Below are 4,410 nucleotides of genomic sequence, written 5' to 3'. Positions count from 1 at the left end.
AAACAACTGGAAGCCGAACTCGCCTGAATCTATTGGGCGCCCTCAACCTGAATGCCATTGGTCGTACGGTGTTCCAGGAATATCAAACCCTCAATGACTACAACATTTGCTGTTTTTTCAATGAAATAAGAAGGTCTTATCCTGACTATCATCAAAAAATTCATCTTATTGTGGATGGGGCGGGTTACAACAAAGCTCATCTTGTGAAGGAGTGGGCTTATGTTAGCAATATTGAATTACATTACCTTCCGCCATACAGCCCAAATTTAAACCCGATAGAGCGATTATGGAAGGTCATAAATGAACATGTTCGAAATAACCGTTATTTCGCGGATAAACATGAATTTCGAGACAAAATCTTCAAATTTTTCACCACAACGTTACCTGATATAGCGGACTCGCTGACGTCTAGAATTAACGACCATTTTCAGGTGCTAAAAACTGCATCTTGAAGTTTCTTGGGTATAACGTTATTCAGGCGGTTTCTGAGAAATGCTTGAGACGGAGTGATACTGCGCTCAACTGAAACTGACAGAACGGTAGGTTCAACGGCTCGTCAATCGTTATCGTGAATCAGATACTGCTGCATTAGCTCACGGTCATCGGGGAAAACAGGGCACTGCCTGAATCATTTAAACTTCGGGTGTTGGCTCTGCTGCATGAGAATTACAGTGATTTTGGTCCGACATACCGAAAGCGCCGAAGAACTTGATGATATGTTTGCTTGGCAAGAGACTCGTAAGCTGACTAAATCGTTAACCTTCCGATATGACAAAATGATTTATTTGATTGAACCGACAAAAGAAAACTCAAGAATTGCCGGAGAAAATATCAAAGTCTATGACTATCCAGATGGCACATTAGCGTTTAAATATGGCTATTGGTCACTGAATTATCAAGTCTTCGATGAGCTCGATTGTATTAAACAAGGACAAGTCGTTGATAATAAAAGTTTTGGCACGGTATTAAAATTCGCTCAGGACAAAATGGATGAACTGGAACGTCAGGGTAAACGAGACAGAAGTCAGAGTATGCCAAACGCCGGGCTCAGGTGCGTTATCAGGAGCAACTCAGAACCATAAATTCTGTACTGTTCAATTCTGAATAATTTAAAGTCAGTTTCAAATTATAACCGAAAGTTGAAAAGTTAATGCAGCAAAAAGGTATGTTAAATATCTATTCAATATTACTGGACTGATGTCTGTCTATTTAAATGGATCTTCTTCATATTGAAGAAGATAATTGTAATAGCCTATTCGAAACAACTCATGATCTTTTTTAATTATATCTGGTGTTTCAAAATTTAGATTTTTTAGTATGCACTCTGAGAATTCAATACATGCCGTACCATTTGCTGTGATTAAATTTCTATCAACAACTACTTGTTTTAAAATAAAATTATCATCATTTTTATATTTATTATAATTTCTCCATAAATATGGGGAATTTCCAGTGTGTTTATAATCATTTAATATTCCATTCCTCGCCAAAAAATCAACAGCCCCACAAATTGCAGCAACAACAACTCCATCATTGAGATAAATGGAAATAAGTTTATTTAGTTTACTTGATTCTATATGCCATGAATTTCCTCCGATCAAGACAAAAAGATCAACGTAGCAGGGAAGGGTATCAATGGAATGATCAATCATGGTGGTGAAACCACCTATTGATTTACAGGTTCCTTTTTCTAGAGAAACAGTCTCTACTGTCCACTCTTTGCTTGCATTCAGCCTACTAGCAAGAAAGGCACCTTCCCAATCTGCATAGTTATCCAGTAAGAAAAAAAAAGCTTTTTTCATCCGCAACTTCCTTTTGTATTTGGACTTCAAATCATTAACCCGCATCCCTATTCTTTCAGATAAAAGGTGACATTTCTGCCTTGCAGGATTGGGTGGCATTTTAAACTTGCAATAACAAGGGGTTGGTTGTTGTCTAGAACGAGAACTAAATATCAGTTAGTATCGGATCTATGTCTTGTTTACAGTTTTGACGTATCGTAACAGATCGATAAGTATTAAATAAGGAACCTCTCCACTGTCATTATCAATGTAATTAATGGGTTGCAAGGCGGAGTGAGCCGCCGCTTACTTAATCATTAACGTCTAGGCCAAGAACGGAAGTGCTGAATCACATTTTCCCACTGCCCATAACGAAAACGACGGTATTTACGAACGAAGACTGACTTTTGTCTGTTCATATTTCCTCCGTTATTTCTAACGACAGTGCGGACCACTGACAATCCTTAAACCTAACAGTTACAAGCATGTAATCTGGATAGCTAAGGAAAATAGGAAAAACGACAGCTCACAATGGATAGTATACAATAAATGTAAAGATATGGAAGTGTTATAATTACATGAAATTGAGAATTATTATGGCTAATTCGTGTGACACTCGACCATACCGGTGGTATAGGTATAGGTATAGGTATAGGTATGTAGTCAATTGAATTTATAAGGTGTTTAAAAATATTAGTTTTTATGTTAAAACATGGGAATTTCGTGTATTTAGAGAGAAAATGATATGATTAAATCGTTGACTATATCTGGAGTTGCTACATATTTGAAAGAGCATGCTGTTGAAATTGATACAAATAAAAAAGTGAACTTATTTTATGGGCAAAATGGTTCTGGGAAATCTACTCTAGGGCGTTATCTGCAATCAATTGATGACAGCCAATTTTTGAATTGCTTGCATGAGCCGAGAAAGAATCAGTTAGATATATTAGTATATAATAATGAATTTATCGAAAGAAATTTTTATACTCATAGTCATCCGGGAATTTTCACTTTGAATGAGGAAAATATAGAAGCAAAAAAAATAATAGAAAGTAAAAAAATAATAATTCTACTTTAAATGAGAGAAGGAATGTCTTATCTAATAATATTAATGAGTCTAAAGGAGAGATTTCTAGGCTCAAAAGTGAATTGAAAAATTTAGTTTGGGATTATGCTGCGGATTATCGAGATAATAGTAATCCATTGCATCATTATCTGAGACGTTATAAGAAGAGCAAAGATAAATTTTTCGAAAAAATTCTTGAGTATTCCTGTGATATACAACAAGACATATCACGCTATTCCTTGGAAAAAGAAGTAAATGAATTATTTTCTAATGAGGTAAACTCACTGAATTATTGCACTGAAATTGATAATTATATATATGAAATTGAAACTGATGAAATATTTAATGAGATGATATTAGGTACTAATGATTCATATCTTTCAGCTCTCATAATCAATTTAAATAGCTCTGATTGGATTAAGAAAGGATTGGATTATTTAAGTCTTAGTGATAATAAGTGTCCATTTTGTCAGAAAATTATTCCAATCGATTTTGGGTTAGAAATAAATAAAATATTCAATAATACATATGATAAAAAAATAAATTCAATTAAGGAAAAACTTACTTCATATCAATTTAAGTGTGATAATATTTTTAACGTATTAAAGCAGATTAATCTAGATGAAAGGTTTTTTGATAAAGATAATTTCTATAAATTAACATCTGAGTTGAAAAAAGAAATTCATAATAATATTAGTCTGATTAAGGAAAAAATAACAACACCTAGCAAATGTCTTGAGTTAACTAAAACTAATTATCTTATTTGTGAGATAAATAAGATAATTAATAATATTAACTTAAAGATTAAGGAGTATAATTTAAGATTATCAAACAGAGAGAATTATAAGAAAGAGCTGGAGGTTAAATTCTGGTCGATGCTAAAGAATGGCCTTGTTTCTTATTTCAATTCTTATAAGTTAGAAGTAATAGAATTGGAAAATAAGATAAAAAACTATAATGCAGAGTTAGATAGTATTATTAGTGATATTGATGAAAATAAAAAAATAATAGCTGATAATTTAGCCAGAGTAATTAACATTGATGCTTCAATTGAGAATATTAACAACACACTTCTTAAGATTGGTATTACTGGGTTTCATCTTGAGAAAGTTCATGAGAGTTCTGATTCATATAAATTAGTACGAGAAGATGGATTAGAGAATGATGTCTACAAGAGTCTTAGTGAAGGAGAAAAGACATTAATAGTTTTCCTTTATTTTATTCTTCCAAATGAAAGGTTAAAACCACCGGCTTTAGCCGGTCAGCTTTAGCTGCGATACTGTGTTGTACCGGAGGTGCAACATGGATTACAGATATGGCAGCCACACGGTATTTCAGATTGAATACCATTTTGTGTGGGTAACGAAATACAGATACAAAGTGCTGACAGGAGAAGTGGCAAGTCGAGTGCGAGAATTAATCCGTCAGACATGCGGCTCCTTTGAAATCAGAATATTAAAGGGAGTTGTGAGTCAAGATCACGTGCATATACTCGTCAGCAGTCCCCCAACATTAGCGCCAAGTGAAATCATGAGAAGGCTGAAGGGGAGAACGGCCAGTAAG

4 protein-coding genes and 2 pseudogenes are annotated in these 4,410 nt (G+C 34.1%); 5 read left to right on the top strand and 1 reads right to left on the bottom strand.

All coding sequences use genetic code 11. The features are described 5' to 3' along the window. A partial coding sequence (locus D3222_RS23630) for an IS630 family transposase (RefSeq protein WP_118988253.1) occupies positions 1-452 on the top strand: 452 nt, incomplete at its 5' end. A gap of 240 nt (positions 453-692) precedes the next feature. Continuing rightward, positions 693-1,108: pseudogene (locus tag D3222_RS23625) on the top strand (ISNCY family transposase); the annotation flags it as partial. Between the two features lie 97 nt (positions 1,109-1,205). Here the strand turns inward: D3222_RS23625 and D3222_RS23620 are convergent. Further along, the gene (locus tag D3222_RS23620; protein WP_088374415.1) at positions 1,206-1,802 is read right to left on the bottom strand and encodes a type 1 glutamine amidotransferase family protein; all 597 of its coding nucleotides are present in this window, start codon (positions 1,800-1,802) and stop codon (positions 1,206-1,208) included. Positions 1,803-2,526: 724 nt separating this feature from the next. Between D3222_RS23620 and D3222_RS26535 the strand changes: the two genes are divergently transcribed. From D3222_RS26535 to tnpA, 3 genes and pseudogenes are all read left to right on the top strand, one after another. Further along, the gene (locus D3222_RS26535; protein ID WP_118988252.1) at positions 2,527-2,859 is read left to right on the top strand and encodes an AAA family ATPase; all 333 of its coding nucleotides are present in this window, start codon (positions 2,527-2,529) and stop codon (positions 2,857-2,859) included. A 29-nt stretch (positions 2,860-2,888) separates the two neighbouring features. Further along, positions 2,889-4,118 carry an AAA family ATPase gene (locus tag D3222_RS23610; protein WP_118988251.1) on the top strand — a complete coding sequence of 410 codons (1,230 nt, stop codon included), beginning with the start codon at positions 2,889-2,891 and terminating at the stop codon, positions 4,116-4,118. 31 nt (positions 4,119-4,149) lie between these two features. After that, a pseudogene (tnpA, locus tag D3222_RS23605) lies at positions 4,150-4,410 on the top strand (IS200/IS605-like element ISPlu2 family transposase); the annotation flags it as partial.

Source organism: Photorhabdus sp. CRCIA-P01 (assembly GCF_003545805.1).
Classification (GTDB): domain Bacteria; phylum Pseudomonadota; class Gammaproteobacteria; order Enterobacterales; family Enterobacteriaceae; genus Photorhabdus; species Photorhabdus antumapuensis.
The sequence above is the reverse complement of the archived record's forward strand: the minus strand, read 5'-3'. Positions and strand labels throughout refer to the sequence as shown.